This is a genomic window from Arthrobacter sp., from assembly GCF_030540645.1.
Lineage (GTDB): Bacteria > Actinomycetota > Actinomycetes > Actinomycetales > Micrococcaceae > Specibacter.
In genome coordinates this window covers 1-23,974 of sequence record NZ_JAUNVV010000057.1, presented here as the reverse complement: position 1 = coordinate 23,974, position 23,974 = coordinate 1, and the positions used below count along the sequence as shown (strand labels likewise).

The 23,974-nt window shown below is 63.0% G+C and carries 25 protein-coding genes, 1 tRNA gene and 1 riboswitch; of the genes, 7 read left to right on the top strand and 19 right to left on the bottom strand.

What is annotated here, in order from left to right; translation table 11 throughout:
• On the bottom strand, positions 1–406 hold a 406-nt coding region (locus Q4P21_RS11280), incomplete at its 3' end, for a GNAT family N-acetyltransferase (RefSeq protein WP_303388864.1).
• On the bottom strand, positions 399–851 hold the full coding sequence (locus Q4P21_RS11275; protein ID WP_303388863.1) for a Rieske (2Fe-2S) protein: 453 nt from the start codon (positions 849–851) through the stop codon (positions 399–401). The genes Q4P21_RS11275 and Q4P21_RS11280, both read right to left, overlap by 8 nt.
• 109 nt (positions 852–960) lie before the next feature.
• Between Q4P21_RS11275 and Q4P21_RS11270 the strand changes: the two genes are divergently transcribed.
• A complete protein-coding gene (locus Q4P21_RS11270) occupies positions 961–1,266 on the top strand; it encodes a hypothetical protein (protein WP_303388862.1) in 306 nt (101 codons plus the stop codon).
• 101 nt (positions 1,267–1,367) lie between these two features.
• On the opposite strand, the gene Q4P21_RS11265 is transcribed toward Q4P21_RS11270, so the two are convergent.
• The 3 genes from Q4P21_RS11265 to Q4P21_RS11255 form a co-directional block, all read right to left on the bottom strand.
• Entirely contained in the window at positions 1,368–3,512 is a 2,145-nt protein-coding gene (locus Q4P21_RS11265; protein ID WP_303388861.1) for a 3-hydroxyacyl-CoA dehydrogenase NAD-binding domain-containing protein, read from the bottom strand.
• Positions 3,509–4,876, bottom strand: a complete 1,368-nt coding sequence (locus tag Q4P21_RS11260) for an acetyl-CoA C-acyltransferase (protein ID WP_303388860.1) — start codon at positions 4,874–4,876, stop codon at positions 3,509–3,511. The genes Q4P21_RS11265 and Q4P21_RS11260 overlap by 4 nt, the downstream gene beginning before the upstream one ends.
• 151 nt (positions 4,877–5,027) lie before the next feature.
• Positions 5,028–6,422, bottom strand: a complete 1,395-nt coding sequence (locus tag Q4P21_RS11255) for a cation:dicarboxylate symporter family transporter (RefSeq protein ID WP_303388859.1) — start codon at positions 6,420–6,422, stop codon at positions 5,028–5,030.
• A gap of 127 nt (positions 6,423–6,549) precedes the next feature.
• On the opposite strand from Q4P21_RS11255, the gene Q4P21_RS11250 reads away from it, so the two are divergent.
• Complete coding sequence (locus Q4P21_RS11250) at positions 6,550–8,250, top strand: ATP-binding protein (protein WP_303388858.1); 1,701 nt, start codon at positions 6,550–6,552, stop codon at positions 8,248–8,250.
• Positions 8,247–8,951, top strand: coding sequence for a response regulator (locus Q4P21_RS11245; protein ID WP_303388857.1), 705 nt, complete (start codon positions 8,247–8,249; stop codon positions 8,949–8,951). The genes Q4P21_RS11250 and Q4P21_RS11245 overlap by 4 nt, the downstream gene beginning before the upstream one ends.
• A gap of 39 nt (positions 8,952–8,990) precedes the next feature.
• Here the strand turns inward: Q4P21_RS11245 and Q4P21_RS11240 are convergent, their stop codons facing one another.
• The 7 genes from Q4P21_RS11240 to Q4P21_RS11210 form a co-directional block, all read right to left on the bottom strand.
• Positions 8,991–10,457: a ribonuclease D gene (locus tag Q4P21_RS11240; protein ID WP_303388856.1), complete on the bottom strand. Its 1,467-nt coding sequence runs from the start codon at positions 10,455–10,457 to the stop codon at positions 8,991–8,993.
• Positions 10,458–10,517: 60 nt separating this feature from the next.
• Positions 10,518–11,093: a DUF3000 domain-containing protein gene (locus Q4P21_RS11235; protein WP_303388855.1), complete on the bottom strand. Its 576-nt coding sequence runs from the start codon at positions 11,091–11,093 to the stop codon at positions 10,518–10,520.
• Positions 11,094–11,154: 61 nt separating this feature from the next.
• Positions 11,155–12,201 carry a low specificity L-threonine aldolase gene (locus Q4P21_RS11230; RefSeq protein ID WP_303388866.1) on the bottom strand — a complete coding sequence of 349 codons (1,047 nt, stop codon included), beginning with the start codon at positions 12,199–12,201 and terminating at the stop codon, positions 11,155–11,157.
• 68 nt (positions 12,202–12,269) lie between these two features.
• On the bottom strand, positions 12,270–13,007 hold the full coding sequence (locus Q4P21_RS11225; protein ID WP_303388854.1) for an SDR family oxidoreductase: 738 nt from the start codon (positions 13,005–13,007) through the stop codon (positions 12,270–12,272).
• Positions 13,008–13,039: 32 nt separating this feature from the next.
• The gene (locus tag Q4P21_RS11220; protein WP_303388865.1) at positions 13,040–14,419 is read right to left on the bottom strand and encodes a DUF6421 family protein; all 1,380 of its coding nucleotides are present in this window, start codon (positions 14,417–14,419) and stop codon (positions 13,040–13,042) included.
• Between the two features lie 127 nt (positions 14,420–14,546).
• Positions 14,547–15,005, bottom strand: coding sequence for a peptide-methionine (R)-S-oxide reductase MsrB (msrB, locus tag Q4P21_RS11215; protein WP_303388853.1), 459 nt, complete (start codon positions 15,003–15,005; stop codon positions 14,547–14,549).
• Between the two features lie 14 nt (positions 15,006–15,019).
• Positions 15,020–15,511: a hypothetical protein gene (locus Q4P21_RS11210; RefSeq protein ID WP_303388852.1), complete on the bottom strand. Its 492-nt coding sequence runs from the start codon at positions 15,509–15,511 to the stop codon at positions 15,020–15,022.
• A gap of 136 nt (positions 15,512–15,647) precedes the next feature.
• Here Q4P21_RS11210 and Q4P21_RS11205 point away from each other — a divergent pair, with 136 nt between their 5' ends.
• Complete coding sequence (locus Q4P21_RS11205) at positions 15,648–16,865, top strand: alpha/beta fold hydrolase (RefSeq protein ID WP_303388851.1); 1,218 nt, start codon at positions 15,648–15,650, stop codon at positions 16,863–16,865.
• A 24-nt stretch (positions 16,866–16,889) separates the two neighbouring features.
• On the opposite strand, the gene ybaK is transcribed toward Q4P21_RS11205, so the two are convergent.
• The 3 genes from ybaK to Q4P21_RS11190 form a co-directional block, all read right to left on the bottom strand.
• Positions 16,890–17,387: a Cys-tRNA(Pro) deacylase gene (gene ybaK, locus Q4P21_RS11200; protein WP_303388850.1), complete on the bottom strand. Its 498-nt coding sequence runs from the start codon at positions 17,385–17,387 to the stop codon at positions 16,890–16,892.
• Positions 17,388–17,395: 8 nt separating this feature from the next.
• A complete protein-coding gene (locus Q4P21_RS11195; RefSeq protein WP_303388849.1) occupies positions 17,396–17,854 on the bottom strand; it encodes a SufE family protein in 459 nt (152 codons plus the stop codon).
• A 135-nt stretch (positions 17,855–17,989) separates the two neighbouring features.
• Positions 17,990–18,910 (bottom strand): sulfurtransferase, encoded by a 921-nt coding sequence (locus tag Q4P21_RS11190; RefSeq protein ID WP_303388848.1) that lies wholly within the window; start codon positions 18,908–18,910, stop codon positions 17,990–17,992.
• Between the two features lie 267 nt (positions 18,911–19,177).
• Between Q4P21_RS11190 and zapE the strand changes: the two genes are divergently transcribed.
• Complete coding sequence (gene zapE, locus Q4P21_RS11185; RefSeq protein ID WP_303388847.1) at positions 19,178–20,260, top strand: cell division protein ZapE; 1,083 nt, start codon at positions 19,178–19,180, stop codon at positions 20,258–20,260.
• 116 nt (positions 20,261–20,376) lie between these two features.
• Here zapE and Q4P21_RS11180 read toward each other — a convergent pair whose 3' ends face one another.
• Positions 20,377–20,562: an antitoxin gene (locus Q4P21_RS11180; protein WP_303388846.1), complete on the bottom strand. Its 186-nt coding sequence runs from the start codon at positions 20,560–20,562 to the stop codon at positions 20,377–20,379.
• 126 nt (positions 20,563–20,688) lie between these two features.
• Positions 20,689–20,750, top strand: a riboswitch (guanidine-III (ykkC-III) riboswitch).
• A gap of 13 nt (positions 20,751–20,763) precedes the next feature.
• Here Q4P21_RS11180 and Q4P21_RS11175 point away from each other — a divergent pair.
• Positions 20,764–21,078: a multidrug efflux SMR transporter gene (locus tag Q4P21_RS11175; RefSeq protein WP_303388845.1), complete on the top strand. Its 315-nt coding sequence runs from the start codon at positions 20,764–20,766 to the stop codon at positions 21,076–21,078.
• 36 nt (positions 21,079–21,114) lie between these two features.
• Here the strand turns inward: Q4P21_RS11175 and Q4P21_RS11170 are convergent, their stop codons facing one another.
• Positions 21,115–22,593, bottom strand: a complete 1,479-nt coding sequence (locus Q4P21_RS11170) for an MFS transporter (protein WP_303388844.1) — start codon at positions 22,591–22,593, stop codon at positions 21,115–21,117.
• A 180-nt stretch (positions 22,594–22,773) separates the two neighbouring features.
• On the opposite strand from Q4P21_RS11170, the gene Q4P21_RS11165 reads away from it, so the two are divergent.
• Positions 22,774–23,328 carry an NADPH-dependent FMN reductase gene (locus tag Q4P21_RS11165; protein ID WP_303388843.1) on the top strand — a complete coding sequence of 185 codons (555 nt, stop codon included), beginning with the start codon at positions 22,774–22,776 and terminating at the stop codon, positions 23,326–23,328.
• An 86-nt stretch (positions 23,329–23,414) separates the two neighbouring features.
• Here Q4P21_RS11165 and Q4P21_RS11160 read toward each other — a convergent pair.
• Positions 23,415–23,489, bottom strand: a tRNA-Val gene (locus Q4P21_RS11160).
• A gap of 284 nt (positions 23,490–23,773) precedes the next feature.
• Positions 23,774–23,974: hypothetical protein (locus Q4P21_RS11155; RefSeq protein ID WP_303388842.1), on the bottom strand; the 201-nt coding region annotated here is incomplete at its 5' end.

The following is a 23,974-nucleotide window of genomic DNA, read 5'->3' as shown; positions in this document are numbered from 1 at the left end:
GGTGCAGACCTTGCTGAGCCGCCACGTGGCACACATGTGCCAACGCTTCCGTGGCCAGGCCACGCCGCTGGAAGTCTTCATCCACCCAGTAGCCCACATGTCCGTTCAGAAATGCCCCGTGCACTATGTCCGTGAGGGAAATCCTGCCCACCACGCGATCCGCGTCGGCCAGCAACCAGTGCACGGAGCGTCCGGCGGCGTCCTCGTGGAGTGCACCCGCAACCGCCGCTCGCTGGCCGGACTCCGCGTAAAATTCGTCGGGACGCACAGGCTCCCACGGTTGCAGATAGGCACGGTTGCGCGCATAGGCAGTGGCGAGAGGCCCGGCGTCGTGGGTGGACAGTGGCCGGATACAGATATTTCCCTGCAGGACTGCAGGCATTTGAGCCACTGCGGGCTCAGACACTGACTGTAATCCACTCGCCGTCAATGGCGGCGGCATAGCGCGGCAACGGCAACTTGGCCGGTCCGGAGACCACGGTTCCGTCACTGCCTTTGAACACGGTCCCATGGCAGGGGCACTTGAAGTCGGCGCCATTGGGGGCTACCTTGCAGCCGGCATGTGTGCAGATGTCGCTATAGGCCAGCACAGTGGTTTCATCGGGGCGGAAGAGCATCACTTCGGCATCCCCGGCCGTAGCCGCAGCAGTGCTGCCCACCGGAAGTTCGGAAACTTTGCCCACCTGGTGCGGGGTTCCAGTGGCGGGGATTTCGGCTGGCGCCTTGCCCTTGGCGCGGATGTCATTCGCGGAGGGTGCACAGCCTGCCAGGGCCAGTGCACAGGCGGCTCCGCTGGCTGCCGTGGTGATGCGCAGGGTCGATCGACGGGTCAGGGAAGGCTCAACAGTCATGCCCCCATTCTTCCAGCCCGGAGGGCGGTATGACGAAACCGGAACGGTGGTACATTTCAGCACAGGTGGTGTTTCAGGCGCCACGCTATGGAACAGGCGGGAGAACATCATGAGCGCAACCCTGAGGTTGCGGCACCACGCCATTGGGGTCGAGGTGCGTCGCGACACCTATCAGGTTTTCGTCGACGGGGATCCGGCTGGATCTGTGGAAATGAACAAAAGTATTGAAATGCCCCTGGCTGCGGGTCAACACACCCTGCAAGTCCGGGACGGCCGAAAATCGAGCCGTATCAAGACGTTCAGCCTCGCCGACGGTGACGTTGCCAGTTTCCGCTGCGGCGGGAAGAGCATCCTGCCGGTCTTTCTCCTGTCCTTCTTCATTCCCAGCCTGGCGCTTACGCTCACACGCGAATAGGTACGCCAAGAACCACGCCGGGCCCACACCTTTTGTTTCAAGGTGCGGGCCCGGCGTCGTGCCGGGAATTCCGTGGGAACGGGAATGCTGGGCCGAACATACTAGGCGACGGGGTGGAACAGCTTCCCGTTGACCCGGTCCGACGCACCCACGCGGTCAAGATACGGGGTGATCCCGCCCAGGTGCATGGGCCAGCCGGCACCCAGGATCATGCACAGGTCAATGTCTTGCGGCCCGGCCACCACACCCTCGTCCAGCATGAGTCCAATCTCCTCGGCCAGGGCATCCTGGGTTTTGTGCAGTAGCTCCTCCGCGGTGGACGGCGAGTTGCCAAAGTCCAGCAATGCCAGCGTGCTTTCAGGAATGTGCTGGGTTCCATCCTCGGCAGATTCCCACAATCCCTTCAGTCCGGCATTGATGAGCGCCTGCTGGTTGGAGGAGATGTGGAACCGGTCGCCAAAAGCAGCATGCAGTGATTCCGTCACATGCTGTGCCACGGGGATGCCGACCATGGCCAGCAGGTTGAACGGCGTCATGGGCAGGCCCAGGGGGCGCAGCGCGTTGTCCGCCACGGCCGCGTCGGTGCCCTCGTCAAAGGCCTTGGACACCTCCGCCATGAGGCGTAGCAGCACCCGGTTGACCACGAATGCCGCCGCATCCTTTACCAGTACCGCACTCTTGCGCAGCGCCTTGGCCGTGGCGAACGCGGTGGCCAGCACTGCGTCGTCGGTCTTCGGTGCCCGCACAATCTCCAGCAGCGGCATGAGCGCCACGGGGTTGAAGAAGTGGAAGCCCACCACACGTTCGGGGTGCACCAGGTCCTCGGCCATGGCCGTCACGGACAGCGAGGACGTGTTAGTGGCCAGGATGCACTCGGGGGAGACAATAGCCTCCACCTCGGCAAACACGGCCTTCTTGACGTTGAGTTCCTCAAACACGGCCTCGATGACAAAGTCGGCGTCCGCAAACGCCTGCTTCGACACGGAGCCAGTCACGAGCGCCTTGGTCCGGTTGGCCGCATCCTGGCTGATCCGGCCCTTGCCCAACAGCTTGTCCACTTCGGCATGCACATGGCCAACGCCGCGGTCCACGCGCTCCTGGTCGATGTCCGTCATGACCACCGGCACCTTCAGCAGGCGTGCAAACAGCAGCGCAAACTGCCCGGCCATGAGCCCGGCACCCACCACACCGACCTTTGTCACCGGACGCGCCAGCTTGGGATCCGGAGCGCCGGCAGGACGTTTGGCACGCTTCTGCACCAAATCCAGAAACGCATAGACGGTGTCGCGGAACTGCGGGGTTTGCATGAGCTCCGCCAGCGCTTGGTCCTCCGCGGCAAAGGACTCCGCCTTGCTAAAGTTCTTGCCCTTCTCCAACAGCTCGATGACGCGCGCCGGGGCAGGAGCCGCGTTTGAGGTCTTGGCCTCGACAAACTTCTTGGCACGCACGACGGCGGCATCCCACGCCACGCTGTTTTCCTCGCTGAGCGGTTCGGCCACGGCGTTGGGCCGCGCAGGCGTCTCCGCGCCTGCCAGGACACGGGCAGCCCAGTTCAGTGACTGCTCAAGGAAGTCAGCCGGTTCAAACAGGGCGTCGGCAATGCCGAGCTTGTAGGCGGACGCACCGCTGAGTGTGCGGTTGTTGGAGAGCGGGTTCTCAATCATGACCTGCACGGCGTTGGCCGGGCCGATCAGACGTGGGAGCAGGTACACCCCGCCCCAGCCGGGCACCAGGCCCAGGAACGCTTCTGGCAGGGCCAGCGCACCGGCGCCGGTGGACACGGTGCGGTAGTTGGCGTTGAGCGCAATTTCCAGCCCGCCGCCCAGTGCCACCCCGTTGATGAACACAAAGCTGGGAACCCCAAGGTTGTTCAGCGTGGAGTAAACGTCGTGGCCCAGCTGTGCCATCCACAACCCGGCCTCCCTGTCCTTGAGCCCCTTGACAGCGGAAAGGTCTGCCCCGGCCGCCAGGAAGAACGGTTTGCCGGTGACGCCGACGCCAGCGATCTCACCCTTGGCTGCGCGCACACGTTGGGCTTCCAGCACCGTGCCAAACTCCACGAGCGAGTTGGGACCCAGTGTGGTGGGCCGGCGGTGGTCCAGGCCGTTGTCGAGGGTGACGAGGGCAAAGGTGCCCGCGCTCGGGGCGCCGTCGACGCCGGGCAGGGCAATGTCCTGGACGTAGGAGTGCGTCACCACTTCGTCGGGAAACAGTACGGCGAGCTTGGTGAAATCCTGGGCGCTCATGATGCGTCCCCTTCCGTGGTTGCGGTATTCGAGGCGGCGGAGGCGGGGGCCGAGTCAGGGGCCACGGCGGCAGGGGTACCCGGCCGAGCTTGCGAGGTGTGGGCTGAGTCAGGGGCCACGGCGGCAGGGGTACCCGGCCGAGCTTGCGAGGCGGGGGAGCCGCTGGGGACGAAGTGCGGGTTCTCCCAAATGATGGTGCCGCCCATGCCGAGCCCGACGCACATGGTTGTCATGCCGTACTGCACGGTAGGGTCTTCGGCGAATTGGCGGGCCAGCTGGTTCATGAGCCGGACGCCCGAGGAGGCCAGCGGGTGCCCCACGGCGATGGCGCCGCCGTAGCGATTGACGCGGGGGTCGTCGTCGGCCATGTTGAAGTGGTCAAGGAACGTCAGCACCTGAACGGCAAAGGCCTCGTTGATCTCAAACAGGCCAATGTCCGCAATGCTCAATCCAGCGTTCCTGAGTGCCTTTTCCGTGGCTGGAACCGGACCGATCCCCATCACTTCTGGTGCCACACCGGCAAACGCGTAGCTGACGAGGCGCATCTTGACGGGCAGGCCCAGCTCGGCGGCAGCGTCGGCAGAAGCCAAAAGTGCCACGGTTGCGCCGTCGTTCAAGCCGGCGGCATTGCCCGCGGTAACCCGCCCGTGGGCGCGGAAAGGGGTGCGCAGTGCGGCCAGATCCGCCAGCGAGGTACCAGGGCGCGGCGGCTCATCCACCGTGTTCACGGTCCATCCCTGGCCAGGTTTCAGCGTGGCGATGGGGACCAGATCGGGCTGGATCTGCCCATTCTGGTAGGCGGCGGCCAGCTTGGCCTGGCTCGCCACGGCGTACGCGTCGGTGCGATCCTTCGTGATGGCCGGAAAGCGGTCGTGCAGATTCTCGGCAGTGTTGCCCATATTGAGGGCGGCCGGGTCAACCAGGCGTTCTGACATGAAGCGCGGGTTGGGGTCGGCACCTGATCCCATGGGGTGGTGGCCCATGTGCTCCACACCGCCGGCGATGACGACGTCGTACGCGCCAAAGCCGATCCCCGACGCCGTGGTGGTCACGGCAGTCATGGCGCCGGCACACATCCGGTCGATCGCGAAGCCGGGCACCGACTGGGGGAGTCCCGCCAGAAGCGCTGCGGTGCGTCCTATGGTCAAGCCCTGGTCACCGGTCTGGGTCGTGGCGGCGATGGCCACCTCGTCAATGCGTTCGGCCGGAAGCTGCGGGTTGCGGCGCATGAGCTCACGGATGCATTTGACCACAAGGTCGTCGGCTCGGGTGTCGGCATAGATGCCCTTTTCCCCGGCCCGTCCAAAGGGTGTGCGGACGCCGTCAACGAAGACCACGTCCCTAACTTGGCGATTCTGACTCACGTTACGCTCCTCAAGTGCAAACAACGGGTGTCGCCAAGCCTACTCAAGAGGAGGACGACTGTGTCACACATCATGTTACTCGTGAGTAACATGATGGTCAAAAGCAGGCGGCACCTCAACTAAGAGGGCCGCCTGCTGTGATCCAACAGTCCTAGACGTAAGCCGGAACAGGCTTTTCAACATGGGGTGACGGCAGGGGTGCGTTGTCGTCCACGGCGGGGGATTCAATACCTGAGGAAGGCTGGGAGCCGTGTTCGTCGTCGTCCATCGACAGCTCGTCAAAGGGGTCGCGGCCTGAGAGGACGGCCCGGGCCTTGTCAATGTCCAGCTCGCGGGTCCACTTGCCAATGAGCAAGGTGGCGACGGCGTTGCCGGTGAAGTTGGTCAGTGCGCGGCACTCGGACATGAACTTGTCGATGCCCACAATCACGCCCATGCCGTCCAGCAGTACCGGCTTGTGTGCGGCCAGGCCGGCGGCGAGGGTGGCGAGTCCGGCGCCCGTGACACCGGCGGCACCCTTTGAAGCAATGACCATGAACACCAGCAGGCCGATCTGTTCCCCCAAGTTCATCGGAAGGCCCATCGCCGTGGAGATGAAGAGTGCGCTCATGGTGAGGTAAATGGCGGTGCCGTCAAGATTGAACGAGTAACCGGTGGGCACGGTGATGCCCACAACTGGCTTGGACACTCCAGCATGCTCCATCTTGGCCATCAGGCGGGGAAGGGCGGATTCAGAGGAGGACGTGGCGAAGATCAGCAGGTATTCGCGGGCCAGGTAACGCATCAGGGCGAAGATGTTCAGCCCGGTCACCAGGCGCAGCATGGAGCCGAGGATTATGACAATGAACAGGGCGCAGGTCAGATAGAACGCCCCCATGAGGATGGCCATGGAACCGATCGCGGCCCAACCTGTGGCACCCACGACGGCGGCGATGGCACCGAAGGCGCCGACAGGGGCCAGCCACATGATCATCATCATGAGCTTGAACACCACTTTTTGGAGTTGCTTGACGGCGTAGAGGAACGGCTCACCGGATTTGCCCATTGACTGGAGTGCGAAACCGACCATCAGGGCCAGTACCAGAGTGGGCAGCACGGGGATGTCGCCGGGAATCATTTCCATCAGGAACTTCACGGTTGCGTTCTCCTGCGCGCCGGCTGCTGCGCTGTAGGGCTGAAGTTTCAGTCCTGAACCTGGATGAATGATATTGCCCACCAACAGGCCGATGCCCAGGGCGACTGTGGACATAATCATGAAGTACAGCAGTGCAAGGCCTCCCACCTTGCCCACCGTGGTGGCCTTGGCGATCGAGCCGACACCGATCACCAGGGTGCAGAAGATGATGGGCGCAATCACCATCTTGATCAGCGCGATGAACATGGTGCCCAGCGGTTTTAGCGCCTTGCCCAGCTCCGGTGCCAGCAGGCCAATTGCCGCGCCGAAAACCACCGCGGCAATGACGGCGATATACAGCCAGTGGGTCTTGTCCATCCTGCGCCGCTTTGGCTTGGACATGCCGACTTTGCCTCGTCCTTGAAAGCTCATGGTGACTCCCGATCATCTTGGTGACTAGCATTGGTGGGTGGGGTGTGCGATCCCCCTCACACAAGATTGCCCACCAACGTGACTTATCTCACCGTTGTGTTCATATTGGTCGTACGAAAGGTTTTCCATGGTGTGGCGTGGCTGGAGCATTGCCCGCAGGCTGTTCGTTGCCAATTTGTTTTTCGTGGTGCTGCTGACTGCCGCGGTGTCCATGTTCCTGGTGTCCGACGCCGCCTCCCGCACTTATGCGCAGACAAGCCAGCGCATGCTTTCGGTCGCCACGGCACTGGCTGATTCCCCCTTTGTGGTTGCGGCAGCTGGCGAGTCCGATCCAACAGCTGTGCTGCAGCCCTACGCCAAAGTCGTCATGCGCGATGCGCAGGTGGATTTCATCACCATCATGGATCCGGACGGCGTCCGCTGGACCCATCCCGACCCGGCGGAAATCGGCAAGTCATATCTGGGGTCGATGGCCCAAGCGAAGGCGGGCAGCGTCTTCTCTGAAACCACCACGGGGACCTTGGGTCCCTCTGTGCGTGTCATTGCGCCCATCAAGGACTCATCCGGCACGGTGCAGGGCATGGTGGCCGCTGGTGTGACTGTCAGCAATGTCCAAGTGCTCGTGGCTGCTCGGCTGCCAGTAGTGCTGGGGCTCGCCGCGGCTCTACTGCTGGCCGGTTCGCTGGCCGCCTGGGCTCTGGGCCGGTACCTCGAACGGGTAACTTTCGGTTGGGGGCCGGAGGAGTTGGGTCAGTTGTTTGCCTATTACGAGTCCGTGCTGCATTCGGTGCGGGAGGGGCTGATTCTTGTGGACACCGGTGGGTCCATGGTGCTGTACAACGACCACGCCGCCCTTCTGCTGGGCATCGACCACCCGGATCCGGCAACCGAGCCCGCAACAAGAACTGCGCCGTTGACCCGCCGGGCGCGTGCCAGCGTTGCCCCCGCCGCGAAGCGCCGGCTCGCGGCCATGGGTGTGCCCGATTCGCTCCGGGATCTACTGGAGAGTGGACGCACCGCCACCGATGAGGTCCACTTGGCGGGCGACCGGCTTCTTGTTGTCAGCCAAAGGCCTGCCCTTGCCCCGGGGAGCAATGTCCCTGCGGGAACGGTGGCCACCCTCCGGGATCATACCGAATTGACTGCCCTTGCCGGCAGTCTCAGCAGCACCGAAACCCTCGTGGAGGCTTTGCGGTCCCAAACACACGAGCACGCGAACCGTCTGCACGCCATCATCTCCCTCATCGAATTGGACCGACCTCGGGAAGCTCTGTCCTTTGCCACTGCGGAGCATGCCGAGAGTGTGCAGTTCGGAGGAGATTTTGTCGGGACAGTGGACGAGCCCTTCATTGCCGCGCTGCTGTTGGGCAAACGCGCCCAAGCCGATGAAAGCGGTGTCAGCCTTGAAGTGACGTCATCCGGGAGCCTGCCGCCGGACACCGTGGACAGCCGCGAACTCGTGACGGTGCTGGGCAACTTGGTGGACAACGCCATCGACGCCGCCGCAGTCCACGGGTCACCAGCAGCCGTCGATGGTGCCGCCACGCCCACGGTGTGGGTGGACCTGCTGGTCGCTGACGGGTCTTTGACGATCACGGTGGCAGACAACGGCTTCGGCCTGCCTACCACGGACCTCGACGTGCTGGGCAGGGTTGGCACCACCGGCAAAGTGTCCGTTGCCCCAGGCGGACGGGGTTATGGCATGGCACTGATTCGCCGGGCCACCGCCGCGATGGGCGGTACCGTCGCCGGTGAGAATGACGGTGGCGCCGTCATGACTGTAGTGGTGCCGCTGAGACCGCTGCCACACGTAGGGTCTCAGTCATGAGCGATCCCCACACAATTCGGGTGCTCGTGGTGGATGACGAACCCATCGCCTTGGCCGCCCATGCAGATTATGTGCGCCGGTTGGAGGGCTTCGAAGTGGTTGCCGAGGCCCACGGGATGGGGGCTGCACTGGCCGTGTTGAACGATCCCGCCGTCGGGCCAGTCCAGCTGATTCTGCTGGATATGAACCTCACCGACGGGCACGGGTTGGACCTCCTGCGCCGCATCCATGGGTTGGGCCTGGTGCCCGACGTCGTGGCTATCACGGCCGTGCGGGACGTTCACGTGGTCCGCTCCGCCATTGCGCTGGGTATCAGCGCCTACCTGATCAAGCCATTCAGCTTCGCGGCGTTTCGGGAGAAGTTGGACAGCTACCGCAGCTACCACGATGAGCTCACGGACAGGACCCACACCTCCCAGGACGCCATTGACCGAGCACTGTCCCAGCTGCGCCCCACCGGGAAGCTGGTGCTGCCGAAGGGAATGCTTCCGGAAACCCTCGCCTCCGTGTCTGATTGGCTGCGGAAGCAGGACGTTCCAGCGTCAGCCACCGAGGCGGCAACGTCTCTTGCCATGTCCCGTGTCACCGCCAGACGTTATCTGGATCATCTGGTGGAGGCCGGTTCTGCCGCTAAGGCACCCAGGCACGGCTCCCCGGGTCGCCCGGAACTGGAATACCGCTGGTCCCGCCACTCCCGTTGAGGAGCAAGATCCGGGCACGTCCAGTGCTGGACTGCTTCGCTATTGGCTACCGTTTCTGGACTCCTTGGAGTCCTTGGAGTCCTTCGGCGGCAGCGGATCAGGGTGTGCCAAGGCCTCGGTGAGCATGGGCGCGGTGATTTCGATCTGCCACGTGCGTGCGCCGAGTTCGGCCAGCTGGGTGGACACCGTTTCCTGGGTGATGTCCGACGGCGGACGCCAACACACGCGGCGGAGGAAGTCCGGTGTGAGGATGTTTTCCCCAGGGATGTTGAGTTCTTCGGCCAGCTCGCCCAAACGTGCACGCGCCGTGGCATAGCGGGCGGCAGCTTCGACGTCTCGCTCAGCCCAGACGCGGGGCGGTGGCGGGGCGTTGCTGGAGACCTGAAGTGGCGGCGGCTCGGTGCCGTTCTTGGCCGTTTGAATGGCGTGCAGCCACTTGGGGGCGTCCCGCTTGGCCGAGCGGCCGTGGAAACCCGAGAGTGCCAGCAGTGCTGGAACCGTGGACGGCATGCCCTTGGCTGCGGCCACGATGGCGGAGTCGGGGATGAGCCGGCCCGGTGCTATGTCACGGTGTTCAGCCAGCTTTTCGCGGGTCTGCCACAGTTCCCGCACGGCCGCCAACTGGGTGCGGTTGCGGATGGTGTGTGAGCCGGAGGTGCGCCGCCAGGGGTCAACGCGCGGCGCCGGCACCCCTGAATCGACAAGGTGCTGGAACTCCTGCGCTGCGTAGTCAAGCTTTCCATCGTTGTGCAGCAGGGCAACGAGTTCTTCTTCCAGATCCACCAGAACTTCAACATCCAGAGCGGCGTAGCGCAGCCACGGCTCGGGCAGCGGGCGTGTGGACCAGTCGGCTGCGGAATGCTCCTTGGCCAGGTGGTAGCCCAGCAGGGACTCCACGACGGCGCCTAAACCCACACGCGGCAGGCCGGCCAAACGGGCAGCAAGTTCCGTGTCAAAAAGCTTGTCGGGCCACATGCCGACGCCGGCCAGGCAGGGCAGGTCCTGACTGGCTGCGTGCAAAATCCATTCGACTCCGCGCAGCGCTTCATCAATGATCTTCAGATCGGAAAACGCTTCGGGGTCGATGAGCCACGTACCGGCACCTTCGCGGCGGATCTGTACCAGCATGGCGCGCTGGCCGTAGCGGAAGCCGGAGGCGCGCTCAGTGTCCACAGCTGCCGGGCCGCTGCCGCTGGCAAGGGCGGCCGCACACCGTTTGAGGGCAGGTTCGGTTTCCACGACGGCGGGGATCCCGTCCTGGGGCATGTTCAGCTCGACAATCTCGGGCAGATCTCCCAGTTCCACATGCTGGCCGTCAATGACCACGGACGTCAGCGGGGTGGAGGCCACGTCGGTGGTGGTGCCCACTGAACGGCCCGCTGAATTGCCGGGTGAGTTGCTGGGCGGGGCACTGATCGAGGTGCTGGAGGCCGGGCTGTGGCCGTTGTACTGGGTGGACATTATGTCCCTGGCGCGGCTGTGTGAGCTTGTTTCTGCATTGGTCATGGTGCCCCTAGTCTACCGAACAGCCAGCAGCGCCGTCGTGAATGGAAGTAGGCACAAGACTCAGTGGCCCCTGGTGCGCCGCTGCGGAAGCAAGGTCACGCCGTCGGGCACGGGTGGTAAACCGGCAAAAGTGCACACAATGTTGGCCCACGCCTCCAAGTGTGGGCGGACCGAGGTGTCCGTGGGAGTCCAGGAGGCGCGCAGTTCGATGTCGATGGCGTCGGGGCGGGCGGCGAGCGTGCCGAAGCTTTCGGACAGGACTCGGGTGGCTGTTCCGCCGGCGCTTGTATAGCCGGCGTGCTGTTCCTCCAGCGCCTCAACGAGCCACGCCCAGGCGACGTTGCCCAGTAGGGAGTCGTTGCCCATGTCGGCTTCCAGCTGTGCGCGGACGTAGGTCACGATGCGGAACGTGCCGTCCCAGAGCGGAGAACCATGCGGATCGTGGAGCAGAATGAAGCGGCCGGTGGCCACTTCCTCGCCGTCAACCATGATTTCCGCACCCAACGCCACACCATAGGGGGCAAGCCGTGCTGGGGCCGGAACTTCCGCCAGCATGATCTCGCTGCGGACACTTGCGGCGCGCAGCGATGCCAAGGCCAGTTGGAAATCAGCGGGAAGCTGCTGCGTGACAGTCACACTGGCAGGCTATGACTCCACCGGGGCAAAGCGTGGCAGGCGCGCCGCACCCGCTGAGAGCCTAGGTTGCCAGCTCGGCTTGCAAAGCTGCCACAAACGCGGAAATGTCCGACTCCTGCGTGTCGAATGAGCACATCCAACGCACCTCGCGGGCGCCCTCATCCCAGTCGTAGAAGCGAAACTTCGTGCGCAACCGCTCCGCGACGCCCTCGGGCAGCACGGCAAAAACACCGTTGGATTCGGTGGGCTGCGTGCAATGGACACCGGGCAGGGACTGCACGGCGGCGCGCAGCGTGGCGGCCATCGCATTCGCGTGCCCGGCCGAGCGCAGCCATAGCCCGTCCGACAGTAAGGCCAGCAGCTGGGCGGAGATGAAACGCATCTTCGAGGACAGCTGCATGTTCATCTTGCGCAGGAAGATCAAGCCATCCGTGGCGGCCGGATTCAGCGCCACCACCGCCTCACCAAAGATGACCCCGTTCTTCGTGCCGCCAAAGGACAACACGTCCACACCGGCGTCGGAGGTGAACTCCCGCACCGGAACACCCAGGAACGCGGCGGCATTGGCCAGCCGCGCGCCGTCCATGTGCACCTTCATGCCCAGCGAATGCGCGTGATCGCAGATGGCGCGCACTTCCTCCGGCGTGTAGCAGGTGCCCAACTCGGTGGTCTGGGTGATGGAGACGGCCAGCGGCTGGGCGCGGTGTTCATCGCCGAAACCCCAGGCCTCCTTGTCAATGAGCTCCGGCGTCAATTTCCCATTCGGCGTGGCGACCGGCAGCAGCTTCATGCCGCCCACCCGCTCGGGCGCTCCGTTCTCGTCCATGTTGATGTGGGCGGTCCCGGCACACACCACAGCCCCCCAGCGCGGCAGCAGCGACTGCAGGGCCAGTACGTTCGCACCCGTGCCGTTGAAGACGGGAAACACCTCCACGTCCTTGCCGAACAGCTGGCACATCTCCTGCTGCAAGCGGGCCGTGTAGTCGTCGCCGCCGTATGCCACCTGGTGCCCGCCATTGGCCGCAGCCAGGGCTGCGAGGACCTCCGGATGCACGCCGGAATAGTTGTCCGAGGCAAAGCTGATCAGCGTGGGGTCGTGCAACGTGATCGGGTGCTGCGCCGAGTCGAGTGCCGAGTTGGGTGCGGTGTCCTGTGTGGTGTGGGTGCTGCCGTTGGTCACTGTTCGCCTTGCTTCTTTGGTAGTTGGTCAAGTATGAGCCGAGCGCCGTTGAGTTCACTGGCTGGCCGGGCAAACAAGCCCGCTGCAGAACGTCCCAGCTCCGCCGCGTCCGTGAAGCCGGGGAAGCGGCGTTCGGGAGAGCGTTCGCGCATCGCCGGATCCACCAGTGCCTTCACCACGAGGACGACGGCGGCACTGGAACTCCCAGCCTGGCTCCCGAACCCTTGGGCCACGGACTGGACCCAGCTTTCGGCAGCGGCTTTCACGCTGGCGTAGTTGGCGTTGTCCGCAGTGGGTGCAGTCACGGCGGTGGAGGAGACGATCGCCAGCCGGCCCACGGGCGAGGCTGCCAAATCGTCGTAGAACTCCCGGCTCGTATTGCGCAGCGTGGTCATCCCCAAGGTGTGCAGGAAGTCCCAGTCGGCGTCGATCTGACCGGTTATGCCAGTACCCCCGCGCCAGCCGCCCACCAGATGGATGAGCCCGTCAAGGGGCCCAAAGTCTGTGTGGATCTTCTCTGCAAGCTCTCTAACCGCCTCAGGGTCCGCCAGGTCGCACACCAGGGGGACGGCACCGCCGGCGGACTCCGCCGCCGCCGTGATGCGTCCGGCGTCGGACCCTACGGTGAGCACACGCATGCCAGTAGAAAGCAACTCGCGGGCCACGGCAATGCCAGCGGCACTGCTGCCGCCGGCCACCAGCACCAGGGGAGCTGCCAAGGAAGAATCAGTCATGTTCCCTACAGTACCCACTTGCAGTTGCCGTCCTAATTTACGGATGCGCTGGCACCGGTGATTCCGGCCGTGGACTCGATCACTGCCTTCATCTTCTTGTTCAGCGCCTCGTAGAACATGGAGAGCGGAAATTCGTCATCCATGACCTGATCCGTGATTTCACGCATCGGGCCTGTCAATGGCAGGGCGTCGGGCCCCTTGGCCCAGGTGGATGCGGGGTTGGGCGTGAGTGTGGCGGAGACCAGATCATAAGCGGCCAGCCAGTGCGCCAGCTTGGGACGGTCGATGGAGCGCCAGTAGAGGTCCTCAATCTCATGTCCGAGCGCAATCACAACTTCCGGAACGCTGGCCCAGTCAATGCTCAGCTTGGTGTCCGTCCAGTGCAGCACGTGGTGCTGGTGCAGCCAGGCGAACAGCAGCTGCCCGCCCAGGCCGTCGTAGTTGCGCACCCGGGTACCGGTGATGGCAAAGCGGAAGATCCTGTCAAAGATGACGGCGTACTGCACGAGCTTCGCGTGTCTACGTGCGTCTGGGGAGGCCTTTTCGTCGTTCTCCACGGCGACGGATTCGCGGAACGCGGTCAGATCGCAGCGCAACTCCTCCAGCGAGTACAGGAAGTACGGCATGCGCTGCTTGATCATGAACGGGTCAAAGGGCAGGTCACCGCGCATGTGTGTGCGGTCGTGGATCAGGTCCCACATGACAAAGGTTTCCTCGGTCAGCCCCTGGCTGTCCAGAAGCTCGAGCGCGTCTGCCGGCAAGTCGAGCCGGGTGACCTTGGCGGCCTCCCGGACCACACGGCGGAACCTGGCGGCTTCGCGGTCCTGGAAGATGGCGCCCCACGTGAAGCTGGGTGTTTCGCGCACGGCCACGCTCTCCGGGAACAAAACGGCGGAGTTGCTGTCATAGCCGGGGGTGAAGTCAATGAACCGCAGCGGCACGAACAGCTTGTTGGAGTAGCTTCCCGCTTCGAGTTCACCGATGAACTCGGGCCAGATGGCCTCCACCAGAACAGCTTCGACGTGGCGGGAGGTGGAGCCGTTCTGCGTGTACATGGGGAAGACCACCAAGTGGCCCAGTCCGTCGACGCGGTGTTGCTGCGGGGTGAAGGCCATGAGCGAGTCAAGGAAGTCCGGCACACCCAACCCGCCGCCAACCCATTTGCTGAAGTCTGCAACCAGCAGATCCAGGTACCCGCGGTCATGCTCAAAATACCGAGCCAGTTCCATGATGGAGGCTTGAATGGTCTCGATATAGGCAGTGGCCGCGGCGTGGTCAGCGGGATCGGGTACGGACCCGTCCTTGACCTGCAGCTCCGACAGGAGTGTCGCGGCGTTCTTCAACCCCAACCATGCGGGGTCCAGGGCCAGAGTGGTGTAGTCAAAGGTGCTGGCCGTGCCAGTGTTTTCCATGGTGATGCTCATCGCGTCCTCCTTGCTTCGTTGAGCCGGCAGGGCATGCCTGCGGCCTTGATTTCAGCGTAGCAATGGGAAAGGAAAACTAATGTGAAAGACGACTGAGCATAAGAAACTCTCGTGCTCAGTCCTTGCCAGGAGCTTCGGGCGACAGTTCCCGTGGGCCTTCCCGCAGCGTCAGGCAGATGGAGTTGATGCAGAAACGCTCATCGGTTGGCGTGTCATAGCCTTCTCCTTCGAAGAGGTGGCCCAGGTGGGAGTCGCACGCGGTGCAGCGAACCTCCACGCGCTTCATGCCCATCGTGTTGTCATGCAGGTAGCGCACGGTGCCGTCGGCCAGTGGGGCAAAGAAGGAGGGCCAGCCGCAATGGGAGGAGAACTTTTCCCGGGAGCTGAACAATTCGGCGCCGCAGGCCCGGCACTCGTACACGCCTTCCTGGGTGGAGTCCCAGTATTCGCCGGTGAAGGGCCTTTCGGTGCCGGCCTTGCGCAGCACCTGGTACTCGGCGGCACTGAGCTCTTCACGCCATTGGGCATCGGGTTTGACGACGGACGGGGCAGCAGGAGTTTCAGAAGTTGTCATACTTTCAACAACGCTCAGGAGTCGCCAATAAATCCCGAATCGGAGTACAAATGCAAAACGGGAAGCCCCAGCTTGCGTTGCGCCTGGTGCGCCCAGTCCTGGCGGAACGTGTCGGCAACAGCGTGCGGGCGGGTCACCACCACAGCCTGGCGCGCCTCCATCTCCCCGACCTTTGCCACGAGGGAGGCAACGGCGTTGCCCTCGGCAACAGCCCCGGTGGCGTTCGCCCCGACGGATTCAAGCACGGCCAGCGACGTCGCCAAAATCTCGCTCGCCTCGGCACGGACGGTCTCGGCGTCGGGCTTCTCACGGATTTCCCGTAGCGCACCTGGCAGGTCAAGCATCGTCAACTGGTCAATGACGTCGACAAAGAGGTTGCGCTTTGTATCGGCAGGAACCAACAGCACCAGCTCAACGTCGTCGTCAGGGCCGTACAGATCGGTGATGTTAGCCACGTCAACGGCGGTTAGCGGTTCTTCGGTCAAAATGATGATGGCGTCGCTCATGGCACCAGCATAAGCTCCAACACGACGGAAGCACTGCGGCGCGGCAGGATGTGCGGGAAAAGTTGTGGAAAGAATGTTGCCGGTGTCGCCGGTGTGCCGCTCGACGTGGCCCCACGCTGGTGGGCAGAATAGGAGCATGGCTACCTCTGAACAACCGTCAAATGTTTGGCTCAAGTGGGGTGTCTTGGGCGCCGCAGCAGCAGGAGTGGGCTCGCTTGCGGTGGTGACGGCCACCGCGGGGCTTGCCGCTTACTTTGCCCGGCGTGTGGTGACACCGGAAAAACAGCGCGTGGACGACCTCGCGATTCTGGCGGTCATCCCCGACGGGCCCAAGCTCCAGGTAGTGCTGGAAGCCACCGCCGACACCATCATTGACGGGACCTACGGGCTGTACTTCAATGACAGCCGCGCCCATGCCATCATTGGCCCCATCATTTCCTACGTCCCACGCGAAGGCAGCGTCACCCGTGAAGTGGTGGCCGTCCATGGCGGGGATTTGCGCACCGCCACGTCCGGCTGGTGGACCGGGAGCCTGTACGCGAACCCGGATGAAGCAGGCCTGCGCTACGAAGACGTCACGTTGGAGCTTCCGGTGGGCCCGGCACCTGCCTGGCTGCTGCCGGCCCGGAATCCCGGGCATACGTGGGCCATCATGGTCCATGGCCGTGGCGCCACCCGCACCGAGGGCCTGCGCACCGTCCCCACGGCACACCGTCTGGGCATGAACGCGCTGTTGATGTCCTACAGGAACGACGGCGATGCCCCCGCCGCGCCCGACGGCCGGTATGGGTTGGGGGTCACGGAGTGGGCCGATGTGGAAGCCGCCATCGATTTCGCCATTGCCCGCGGCGCCAAGGACGTGGTGCTGTTTGGCTTCTCCATGGGTGGGGCCATCAGCCTGCAGACGGCTGACCTGGCCCGTAACCGCAAGCACGTGCTGGCGCTGGTGTTGGATGCGCCCGTCATCAACTGGGTGAATGTGCTGGCCCACCAGGCACAGCTGAACCGCATGCCGGACTACATTGGCCGCTACGCCCAGCTCATGCTGACGCACCCGCTGGGGCAGCGGATAACCGGACTGGCCGCCCCGGTCAACTTCAAGAGCATGGACTGGGTATCCCGGGCGGTGGAGCTGCGCACGCCGTCGTTGATCCTGCACAGTATTGACGACGACTTTGTCCCCTACGAGCCGACGGCTGAACTGGCGAAGCGGAATCCCGAGATGGTCACGTTTGAACCGTTCAGCAAGGCCGGGCACACGAAGGAATGGAACGTTGATCCGGTGCGGTGGGAGAACGTGGTGGAGTGCTGGCTGCGGCCACGGCTCGGCAGGCACGGGCTGCCGCGGGATTAAAGCGTCTGCGCCACCCCTGCGGACTCAGGCAGGGTGGCCGATCTTCGCCGTCGTGGCCTGGGTCAGGGCAATGAGGTCGGTGGGGGACAGTTCGACGTCGAACCCCCTCCGCCCGCCGGAGACAAAGATGGTCTCATGATCCAGCGCCGATGCGTCAAGGACGGTGGGGGATTGCTGGCGCTGGCCCAACGGGGAGATGCCGCCGAGCACGTAGCCGGTGCGCCGCTGCGCGAGGGCAGGATCGGCCATGGCGGCCTTCTTGTGGCCTAGTGCGTGAGCCAAGGCCTTCAGATCCAGCGTTCCGTTGACGGGCACGATCGCCACTGCGAGCGTGCCGCCCACGTCCGCCACAAGCGTCTTGAACACACGCTCAGGGTCGATGCCCAAAACCGTGGCCGCCTCCATGCCATAGCTGGTGGCGGCAGGGTCGTGCGCATAGCTGTGGGGCGTAAAGGCAACGTTGGCGGCCGTCAGCGCAACAGTTGCTGGGGTGCTTGCCCCCGCTGCTGGTTTCTTAGCCATCGGGTGAACTACGCAGCCGGGCGGAGTCCGCCACTGATCTTGCGCTTCACGCGGCCAAGCATGGCGCTCATGCCGCGCATGCGCAGGGGCGAGATAGCGCGGGTCAGGCCCAATTGGTTCGGCATGTCGTCGGGGACGGCAAGGATTTCCTCCGCCGTCAACCCGTCAAGACCTTCGAACAATACCGAGGCGAAACCTCGCGTGGTGGGTGCTTCGGGGGGCGCCTGGAAATAGAGCCGGACGACTTCGCCGTTTTCGGTCTTTTCCGATTCGACCGTCAGGAACAGCGGCGACTGGCATTCCACCACCTGTTCGAGCAGCTCAGGATGATTTGTGAGCCGCTCAGGCAGCGGTGGCAGGGAACGGGAGAATTCCAGCAGCAGCGTCAGGCGGTCGCGTTCTTCCAGTTCCTGGAAATCGTTGACGATCTCAGCCAATGTGGGGGGAAGTGCTTGTGAAGTAGTCATCAGCTAAAGCGTACGTTTCTTTTCGACGGAAGGTAAAACAGAGGAAAATTTCGGCCCCGGGCGTGGTGGGCCCACAGCTTCGAGGGCCCCCTTTGCCGGGTCGTCAGCGACCCGGCAAAGGGGAGAAGCTGGGGACTAGTTCTTGCCGGGCACTTCGCCGCGTTCGGTGCCGACGGCGATGGGGACGCGCACTGCGTTGCCCCATTCGGTCCATGAGCCGTCGTAGTTGCGGACGGTGTCGAAGCCGAGCAGGTATTTCAGTGCGAACCAGGTGTGGCTGGAACGCTCGCCAATGCGGCAGTAGGCCACGACGTCGTCCCCTTCGACCAGTCCGGCTTCACCCAGGTACAGGGCTTCGAGTTCTTCACGGCTGCGGTAGGTGCCGTCGTCGGCTGCTGCCCGGGCCCACGGGATGGAAGCAGCTGTGGGAATGTGGCCGCCGCGAAGCGTGCCCTCCTGGGGGTAGGCGGGCATGTGGGTGCGTTCCCCGGTGTACTCTTCGGTGGAGCGCACGTCGATCAGCGGCTTGCCGAAGTGGGCAAGGACGTCTTCTTTGTAGGCGCGGATGGGGGCGTCATTGCGTTCCACTACCGGGTAGCCGGCGGAGGGGGTGACGGCCGTGGCGTCGGTGGTGAGCTCGCGGCCCTCGGCAATCCACTTGTCGCGGCCGCCGTCGAGCAGGCGAACATCTTCGTGGCCGAACAAGGTGAAAACCCACAGCGCGTAGGCAGCCCACCAGTTGGACTTGTCCCCGTAAACCACAACGGTGGTGTCGCGGGAGATGCCCTTGGCCGCGGCGAGCGAAGCGAAAGCAGCGCCGTCAATGTAGTCCCGGGTGACGTCGTCGTTCAGGTCTGTGTGCCAGTCAATTTTTACCGCTCCGGGGATGTGGCCGGTCTCGTACAGCAACACGTCTTCATCGGATTCCACGACGACGAGGCCGCCGTTGGAAGTGGCGCCGCTGGCAATGGCCTCGGCGAGCCACTGGGTGGAAACCAGACGCTCGGGGTGGGCGTAGGCTGCAAACTTTTCATTCGATTCAACTGCAACAGGCATGATGCCCTTTCTCGTAAACTGCTCAGGCTGGGGCCATCCCGGGTATTTCCGGGACTGTTCCGTGACCGTGAGGTGAAGAATGGCGTGCCGCCGCGAAAATACTGGGTGCAGCAGCTATTCCTTATCTATCAGCGTAACGAGTTGGGCAACTGTTTACTTCCTTCGGCGTTAACGCAACGCAATATGGCGTGGGTATTGTTGTCTCCATGAGCCGTGTGCTGTGCCCGGCATGCGCTGGCAGAAGAATTTTTATGATCGGAATCGTCCTTGGTACAAGTTGAACAATTGTCCACCCGCCGCCCGGCCGTCTCGGTGGAGGAACTGCTGCAGGGTTTTGTCCCGTCCCCGCGCTTTGGCGAAGTTTCCTTTGACACGTACCGGCCGGACCCGAACCAGCCCTCACAATCCCAAGCAGTGACCTTGTTGCAGGACTTTGCCGCTGGCACGTCGGCGAAACCGGCAGGCGGGCTGCGCAGGTTGTTTGGCGGCAAGTCCAAAGGATCGGCGAAGGGCTCCGCGGCGGGCAAACGGGCCGGGGTTTACCTTGATGGCGGGTTTGGTGTGGGCAAGACCCACCTGTTGTCCTCACTGTGGCATGAGGTGGAGGGGCCCAAGGCCATTGGAACGTTCGTGGAGTACACCAACCTGGTTGGCGCACTGTCCTTCCGCAAGACGGTGGAGGCGCTGAGTCAGTACAAGCTGGTGTGCATCGACGAGTTTGAACTCGATGATCCGGGTGACACGGTGCTGATGTCGCGGTTGATGCGTGAATTGGCCGACGCCGGTGTGAAGCTGGCGGCGACCTCCAACACGTTGCCGGGCTCCTTGGGAGACGGACGTTTTGCCGCCGTCGACTTCCAGCGGGAGATTCAGGTCCTGGCAGACCAGTTCGAGATTCTGCACATTGACGGGGAGGACTTTCGCCACCGTGGTCTGCCCACCCCGCCGGAACCGGTGGCCAATAGCGACCTTGATGCGCGCATGCGGGCCGACTTTGGGAACCAGACGGTGGCCGTGGACGACTTTGGCACACTGGTGGACCACCTGGCTGGCGTCCACCCCTCACGCTATAGGCAGATGCTTGACGGGATCGACGCCGTGGTGTGGCGCAACGTTGCCACCATCACCGAGCAGGCCGTTGCCCTGCGCTTTGTCGTGCTTGCTGACAGGCTTTATGACAGGGATGTGCCGATTCTGGCCAGTGGTGCACCGCTTGACCAACTATTCACCGATGAGATGATGACCGGCGGCTACCAAAAGAAGTACTTCCGGGCTGTGTCGCGCCTGACCGCCCTGGCGCGTGAAGCGCAGGAAGCGGCCGAAGGGGCCGCTGCGCAGCCCGTGGGCTGACTGGCTCCGGGAACAGTCTCCACAGTCAAGGCGAGGTTAAAGCGAAAAGGCGCCGGTGCCGTCTTCACGACGGGACCGGCGCCTTCTTTGACGCTCTAGACAAGAGCGAAGGGGAACTACTTTCCTGCGCCGTCTACATAGTCGGACGCAGCTTTTTGAGCTCCATCGATTTGATCCTTGAACTTGTCGCCGGTCTTTGAATCAACAAAGTCACCGGCCTTTTCAACACCATCCTTGATGGCGTCTTCATGTCCATTGATCAATCCTTCGGCCTTGCCCTTGATATCGTCAAAAATAGACAACAGGCACCTCCCTTCACTCCTGGGGTCTGTGCGCCCCAACTTTTTACAGCATAGTTGGCGCGTCTTTAATGTCAAGACAAAATTTCTGTGAGTCTGCCGTATTCTATTTTCCATGTGGGACACTGTTCATTGCCACATGGCACCCGGACGAGGTGCGCCGTACCCGGTCAGCGACAAGACGGCGTCAAGGAGATGGTTTTCATGGCGTGGTTTGTTTTGATTCTTTCGGGCATGGTGGAGGCCGTGTGGGCCACGGCATTGGGAAAAAGCGAGGGCTTGACCAAAATCGGTCCCAGCATCGTGTTCGTCGTGGCTATTGTGGCCAGTATGCTCGGCTTGGCCTGGGCGATGCGGACCCTGCCAGTTGGAACCTCCTACGCCGTGTGGGTGGGCGTCGGGGCGGCACTGACAGTTGGCTATGCCATGCTCACGGGCACGGAAACGGTCTCACTGGTGAAGATCCTGCTTCTGCTGGGCCTGGTGGGCTGCATTGTTGGCCTGAAGGTCGCCCACTGAGGTTACCTGGGGACCGGTGGTGTGTGTGGTCCGCTGTTACGGCAGCGGGGAGTCGCCCACATGGCGTGAGCGCAGGTCCGCATAGCCGACAACCAGCGCGAGGATCAGCACCACAAAGATTGCCGTGAACCCAGTGATCAGCGCGACAGACCAGTTGCTGAAGCCCAACACCGTGAAGGTGAGTGCGGTGATGACGGCTATGCCCACCGAGGTTCCGATGCGCTGCCCGGTCTGCATGATCCCGCCCGAGCTTCCCGCATACTCCAGTGGTACTTCAGCCAAGGTGAGCGCCTGATTGGGACTGATAACAGAACCCTGTGCCACCCCAACGAAAGCAAGGCTCAGCAGCAGCCACCATTCATTGGCCGCGCCCATCGAATGCAGCCACACCACGAGAATGCTGGCGGCGAGTCCGAACAAACCTACATACAGGCCGCCGATCACCACCTTTCGTCCATAGGTCGCGACCTTGCGTCCGCCCCAAAGAGCTGCGATGCCCGAGGCGATGGCACTGGGCAGCCCCACCATCCCACTGGCCAGGGCGGTGTGACCGAGCCCCTCCTGAAAGTACAGCGCGACCAGCACCCAAACGCTGGTCATGCCCAAAAAGTACAAGCTGACGAGCAACGTTCCATTGGCGAAGCTCTTCACTTGAAAGATCGCCAGATCAACCATGGGGCTTTTGCCAAGGCGCTTGTAGCGCTGCTCCCACCACAGCCACACTCCCAGAAGTGCGACGCCGGCGAAGAGGACCGCCCAGACCAACGGCGTTTCCCGCGGCTGCAGGAAGGGGAAGAGCACTGCGACCACTGCCAGCCCCAAAAGGACCGCACCCACCATGTCCAAATCCCGACTCTGCTTCGGCAGTGCTGGCTCTGCCAGCGCGGGATCGCGTTGCCGGTTGCTGTTCAGCAACGGTTTGGGAAGCCACAGGAAGGCAAGCACGACGGCGAGGGCGCCCACCGGGAGGTTCACGAAGAACACCCACCGCCAGCCTTCGGCCACCCCAAACCAGTGGATGAGCAGGCCACCAAGGATTGGCCCCGCCGCCACTGAGACGCCCACCACGCCGCCAAAGACACCGAACGCGCGCCCCCGCTCTGCACCGCGGAAATACTGTTGGATCATGCCGATCGTCTGCGGGTTGAAAAGACCCGCAGCTATGCCCTGCACGGCACGGGAGATGTTCAGCCAGAGGGCGTCGGGCGCAAATCCTGCTGCGGCGGAACTGAGCGTAAATAGTGCAACACCAATGATGAACAAGGGGCCGCGACCGAAGATGTCTCCCGCGCGGCCCGCTGAGACCAGGCCTATTCCGAACGTCAGCGCATAGCCGGAAAGCACCCACTGCAACTCGGAATGGGAGGCGTTGAGTCCCGTCTGAATCGACGGCAGCGCCACGTTGACAATACTCACGTCGATCAATGACATAAACAGCGCGACGACGAGAACCATCAGGACCCGCCAGCGACGCGGATCGGGGGTGTACTTCGGTGTTCTCTGCCCGTCGGTCACGGCCCTAAGCATACTGAGCGGGTTCAGGGGTGTCGACACGTGGCGTTTCCACGGATCGTGTCGGCGATCTGCGTGGCAGGTGCAGCAGCATCCGCCCGGGAATTCCTGCCCCGTGGTTGCTGTTCTTGTAGATGTATACGTCGGCCCAGCGGGCCAGCTAGAGAAGGGGCGGGTCCTGCCATGACTTACCGTGTTGGATACTTCGTGGGAAGCCTGTCAAGCCAATCCATCAACCGCAAACTCGCCAACGCCCTTGTGGCTGTTGCACCGACAGAACTTGAACTGGTTGAGATTGGGTACGCCAACCTTCCCCTCTACAACCGAGACCTTGACGCTGCGTATCCCTTGGAGGCGGCCGCCTTCAAGGCCTCCATAGCCAACGTGGACGCCGTACTTTTTGTCACGCCCGAGTACAACAGGTCCATTCCGGGTGCGCTGAAGAATGCCATTGACTGGGGGAGCAGACCCGCGGGAGAGAACATTTTCAAGGGAAAGCCCGCAGCAACGATCGGCGCCTCCCGGGGGTTCGGAACGGCCATGGCACAGCAGCACCTCAAAAATGTCCTTGCCTTCCTGGACGCACCATCGATGGGACAGCCGGAAGGGTACATCAAGTTCACGGACGGGCTCATCGCCGACGATGGCGCCGTGGCAGATCCGGACACGGCTGAGTTCTTTCGCCACTGGATGGCAGCCTTCGCCCAACACATCGCCAAAAACCTCGCCGCCCGTTGACAGACCCCAGCTGACGGGCCCGGGTACGAAAACATAAAAAAGCCCCTCCGGCCAGCGTTAGTGCTGATCAAAGGGGCTTTCCTTCTTGGTGGGCGATACTGGGTTCGAACCAGTGACCTCTCCGGTGTGAACGGAACGCGCTACCACTGCGCCAATCGCCCAAAGTCTGCTGCCCAATCCGTCAGGCGGACCGTGCGCTTTCCTTGGTGCGTTCAAAACAATAGCCCAAACTGCCGTCCACTCATAATCGTCCCTTTTGAACCTGGCCCGACCGAGAGCCAAGGTGGCGAAAAATGAGCGGGAAGTGGCCGGCGTCGTGCGTCAAAAGCGGGAATGTGACGAGCGCCTCAGCACCAATTTCTGCCGAAAAGCGCGAAAACGGCATAAAAGGACCTCTAAATGACAGCGTTGTAATTCGAAGCGTAAACGTGAAATCCGCGTCAATTCAACGATTTCGGCCCTCCGGAAGCCAGGCAAACCACGCCGAGACGTGGCCGATTTGGTGTTTGGGAAAAAGCTCAGGTAATGTTTTCACCGCAGCAACACGGACTACCGAAGCGGAAACGCGAACGGCTAGGAAAATGTTACTTCTGCGGTTGTAGCTCAGCTGGTAGAGCACCACCTTGCCAAGGTGGATGTCGCGAGT